Here is a 5075-nt window from a genome sequence, read left to right as displayed (position 1 = left end):
CAACACAGTGGACGCGAGCAACTGAGGACAAGCCCTCGGCCTATTAGTACCGGTCAACTCCACCCCTCACAGGGCTTCCATATCCGGCCTATCAACCCAGTCGTCTACTGGGAGCCTTACCCTCTCAAAGGAGGTGGGAACACTCATCTCGAAGCAGGCTTCCCGCTTAGATGCTTTCAGCGGTTATCCCTCCCGAACGTAGCCAACCAGCCATGCCCTTGGCAGAACAACTGGCACACCAGAGGTTCGTCCGTCCCGGTCCTCTCGTACTAGGGACAGCCCTTCTCAATATTCCTACGCGCACAGCGGATAGGGACCGAACTGTCTCACGACGTTCTAAACCCAGCTCGCGTACCGCTTTAATGGGCGAACAGCCCAACCCTTGGGACCGACTCCAGCCCCAGGATGCGACGAGCCGACATCGAGGTGCCAAACCATCCCGTCGATATGGACTCTTGGGGAAGATCAGCCTGTTATCCCCGGGGTACCTTTTATCCGTTGAGCGACGGCGCTTCCACAAGCCACCGCCGGATCACTAGTCCCGACTTTCGTCCCTGCTCGACCCGTCGGTCTCACAGTCAAGCTCCCTTGTGCACTTACACTCACCACCTGATTACCAACCAGGCTGAGGGAACCTTTGGGCGCCTCCGTTACTCTTTAGGAGGCAACCGCCCCAGTTAAACTACCCATCAGACACTGTCCCCGATCCGGATCACGGACCCGGGTTAGACATCCAGCACGACCAGAGTGGTATTTCAACAACGACTCCACAACCACTGGCGTGGCCGCTTCACAGTCTCCCACCTATCCTACACAAGCCGAACCGAACACCAATATCAAACTGTAGTAAAGGTCCCGGGGTCTTTCCGTCCTGCTGCGCGAAACGAGCATCTTTACTCGTAATGCAATTTCACCGGGCCTATGGTTGAGACAGTCGAGAAGTCGTTACGCCATTCGTGCAGGTCGGAACTTACCCGACAAGGAATTTCGCTACCTTAGGATGGTTATAGTTACCACCGCCGTTTACTGGCGCTTAAGTTCTCAGCTTCGCCGACCCGAAAGTCAGCTAACCGGTCCCCTTAACGTTCCAGCACCGGGCAGGCGTCAGTCCGTATACATCGCCTTACGGCTTCGCACGGACCTGTGTTTTTAGTAAACAGTCGCTTCTCGCTGGTCTCTGCGGCCACCCCCAGCTCAAGGTGCAAGACCCATCACCAGGTGTGGCCCCCCTTCTCCCGAAGTTACGGGGGCATTTTGCCGAGTTCCTTAACCATAGTTCACCCGAACGCCTCGGTATTCTCTACCAGACCACCTGAGTCGGTTTAGGGTACGGGCCGCCATGAAACTCGCTAGAGGCTTTTCTCGACAGCATAGGATCATCCACTTCACCACAATCGGCTCGGCATCAGGTCTCAGACAACATGCCAGGCGGATTTACCTACCTGACGTCCTACACCCTTACCCCGGGACAACCACCGCCCGGGATGGACTACCTTCCTGCGTCACCCCATCACTCACCTACTACCAGCCTGGGTCACCGGCTCCACCACTCCCCTCAACTCCGAAGAGATCAGGGCGGCTTCACGGGCTTAGCATCACTGGATTCAATGTTTGACGCTTCACAGCGGGTACCGGAATATCAACCGGTTATCCATCGACTACGCCTGTCGGCCTCGCCTTAGGTCCCGACTTACCCTGGGCAGATCAGCTTGACCCAGGAACCCTTAGTCAATCGGCGCACACGTTTCTCACGTGTGAATCGCTACTCATGCCTGCATTCTCACTCGTGAACCGTCCACCACTCGCTTCCGCGGCAGCTTCACCCGGCACACGACGCTCCCCTACCCATCACAGCCTCCGTTAAGAGTATGTGCTGCAATGACACGACTTCGGCGGTACGCTTGAGCCCCGCTACATTGTCGGCGCGGAATCACTAGACCAGTGAGCTATTACGCACTCTTTCAAGGGTGGCTGCTTCTAAGCCAACCTCCTGGTTGTCTCTGCGACTCCACATCCTTTCCCACTTAGCGTACGCTTAGGGGCCTTAGTCGATGCTCTGGGCTGTTTCCCTCTCGACCATGGAGCTTATCCCCCACAGTCTCACTGCCGTGCTCTCACTTACCGGCATTCGGAGTTTGGCTAAGGTCAGTAACCCGGTAAGGCCCATCGCCTATCCAGTGCTCTACCTCCGGCAAGAAACACACGACGCTGCACCTAAATGCATTTCGGGGAGAACCAGCTATCACGGAGTTTGATTGGCCTTTCACCCCTAACCACAGGTCATCCCCCAGGTTTTCAACCCTGGTGGGTTCGGTCCTCCACGACCTCTTACAGCCGCTTCAACCTGCCCATGGCTAGATCACTCCGCTTCGGGTCTTGAGCGTGCTACTCCACCGCCCTGTTCGGACTCGCTTTCGCTACGGCTTCCCCACACGGGTTAACCTCGCAACACACCGCAAACTCGCAGGCTCATTCTTCAAAAGGCACGCAGTCACGAGACACCAGCAAGCTGATGTCCGACGCTCCCACGGCTTGTAGGCACACGGTTTCAGGTACTATTTCACTCCGCTCCCGCGGTACTTTTCACCATTCCCTCACGGTACTATCCGCTATCGGTCACCAGGGAATATTTAGGCTTAGCGGGTGGTCCCGCCAGATTCACACAGGATTTCTCGGGCCCCGTGCTACTTGGGAACAACGCAAGTGAGCCACCACGATTTCAGCTACGGGGGTCTTACCCTCTACGCCGGACCTTTCGCATGTCCTTCGCCTATCATGATGGTTTCTGACTCACCCAGCCGCCGGCAGACGACTGAAGCGCAATCCCACAACCCCGTACATGCAACCCCTGCCGGGTATCACACACATACGGTTTGGCCTCATCCGGTTTCGCTCGCCACTACTCCCGGAATCACGGTTGTTTTCTCTTCCTGCGGGTACTGAGATGTTTCACTTCCCCGCGTTCCCTCCACACTGCCTATACATTCAGCAGCGGGTGACAGCCCATGACGACTGCCGGGTTTCCCCATTCGGACACCCCCGGATCAAAGCTCGGTTGACAGCTCCCCGGGGCCTATCGTGGCCTCCCACGTCCTTCATCGGTTCCTGGTACCAAGGCATCCACCGTGCGCCCTTAAAAACTTGGCCACAGATGCTCGCGTCCACTGTGCAGTTCTCAAACAACGACCAACCACCCATCACCCCAAGACCAAAGTCTCAAGTTCACTGGGGCCGGCACGAAGGACAGCCATACGGCCGTACCCTCAGACACCCAACAACGTGCCCGACACCCCCAACCTTCCTGGTCTCACGTTCCACGCCGAAGCAGTACTAATGAACCCGGAAAACCGAGAGTGCCGAATAGTCAACGTTCCACCCATGAGCAACCAGCACCGGACATTCGCCGATGTACTGGCCCCTTGACCATCACTCAGAAGAGCTCCGGTAAGAAGTGCTCCTTAGAAAGGAGGTGATCCAGCCGCACCTTCCGGTACGGCTACCTTGTTACGACTTCGTCCCAATCGCTGGTCCCACCTTCGACAGCTCCCTCCCACAAGGGGTTGGGCCACCGGCTTCGGGTGTTACCGACTTTCGTGACGTGACGGGCGGTGTGTACAAGGCCCGGGAACGTATTCACCGCAGCAATGCTGATCTGCGATTACTAGCAACTCCGACTTCATGGGGTCGAGTTGCAGACCCCAATCCGAACTGAGACCGGCTTTTTGAGATTCGCTCCACCTCACGGTATCGCAGCTCATTGTACCGGCCATTGTAGCACGTGTGCAGCCCAAGACATAAGGGGCATGATGACTTGACGTCGTCCCCACCTTCCTCCGAGTTGACCCCGGCGGTCTCCCGTGAGTCCCCAACACCCCGAAGGGCTTGCTGGCAACACGGGACAAGGGTTGCGCTCGTTGCGGGACTTAACCCAACATCTCACGACACGAGCTGACGACAGCCATGCACCACCTGTACACCGACCACAAGGGGGCGACCATCTCTGGCCGTTTCCGGTGTATGTCAAGCCTTGGTAAGGTTCTTCGCGTTGCGTCGAATTAAGCCACATGCTCCGCTGCTTGTGCGGGCCCCCGTCAATTCCTTTGAGTTTTAGCCTTGCGGCCGTACTCCCCAGGCGGGGCACTTAATGCGTTAGCTGCGGCACGGACAACGTGGAATGTTGCCCACACCTAGTGCCCACCGTTTACGGCGTGGACTACCAGGGTATCTAATCCTGTTCGCTCCCCACGCTTTCGCTCCTCAGCGTCAGTATCGGCCCAGAGATCCGCCTTCGCCACCGGTGTTCCTCCTGATATCTGCGCATTTCACCGCTACACCAGGAATTCCGATCTCCCCTACCGAACTCTAGCCTGCCCGTATCGACTGCAGACCCGGGGTTAAGCCCCGGGCTTTCACAACCGACGCGACAAGCCGCCTACGAGCTCTTTACGCCCAATAATTCCGGACAACGCTTGCGCCCTACGTATTACCGCGGCTGCTGGCACGTAGTTAGCCGGCGCTTCTTCTGCAGGTACCGTCACTCTCGCTTCTTCCCTGCTGAAAGAGGTTTACAACCCGAAGGCCGTCATCCCTCACGCGGCGTCGCTGCATCAGGCTTTCGCCCATTGTGCAATATTCCCCACTGCTGCCTCCCGTAGGAGTCTGGGCCGTGTCTCAGTCCCAGTGTGGCCGGTCGCCCTCTCAGGCCGGCTACCCGTCGTCGCCTTGGTGAGCCATTACCTCACCAACTAGCTGATAGGCCGCGGGCTCATCCTGCACCGCCGGAGCTTTCCACCACCTTGGATGCCCAAGGCAGTGAGTATCCGGTATTAGACCCCGTTTCCAGGGCTTGTCCCAGAGTGCAGGGCAGATTGCCCACGTGTTACTCACCCGTTCGCCACTAATCCCCGCCCGAAAGCGGTTCATCGTTCGACTTGCATGTGTTAAGCACGCCGCCAGCGTTCGTCCTGAGCCAGGATCAAACTCTCCGTGAATGTTTTCCCGTAATCGGGAGACACCACGAGAGCGGAACCGGGAGAGGAATAATCCCCCAGGTTCACAGCGTCCTCGCTGTGTGT

At 57.6% G+C, this 5075-nt stretch carries 2 rRNA genes; both read right to left on the bottom strand.

Annotation, left to right across the window (positions count from 1 at the left end):
• Window positions 1-23: 23 nt before the first annotated feature.
• A 23S ribosomal RNA gene (locus IF99_RS0129830) occupies window positions 24-3147 on the bottom strand.
• 315 nt (window positions 3148-3462) lie between these two features.
• Window positions 3463-4991: ribosomal RNA gene (locus IF99_RS31335) — 16S ribosomal RNA — on the bottom strand.
• Together the 16S and 23S rRNA genes form the textbook arrangement of a ribosomal RNA operon.
• Window positions 4992-5075: the final 84 nt, after the last annotated feature.

It is taken from the genome of Streptomyces sp. NRRL F-5630 (genome assembly GCF_000719475.1).
In the GTDB taxonomy this organism is placed as follows: Bacteria; Actinomycetota; Actinomycetes; order Streptomycetales; family Streptomycetaceae; genus Streptomyces.
This window is presented reverse-complemented; position numbering and strand designations above follow the sequence as displayed.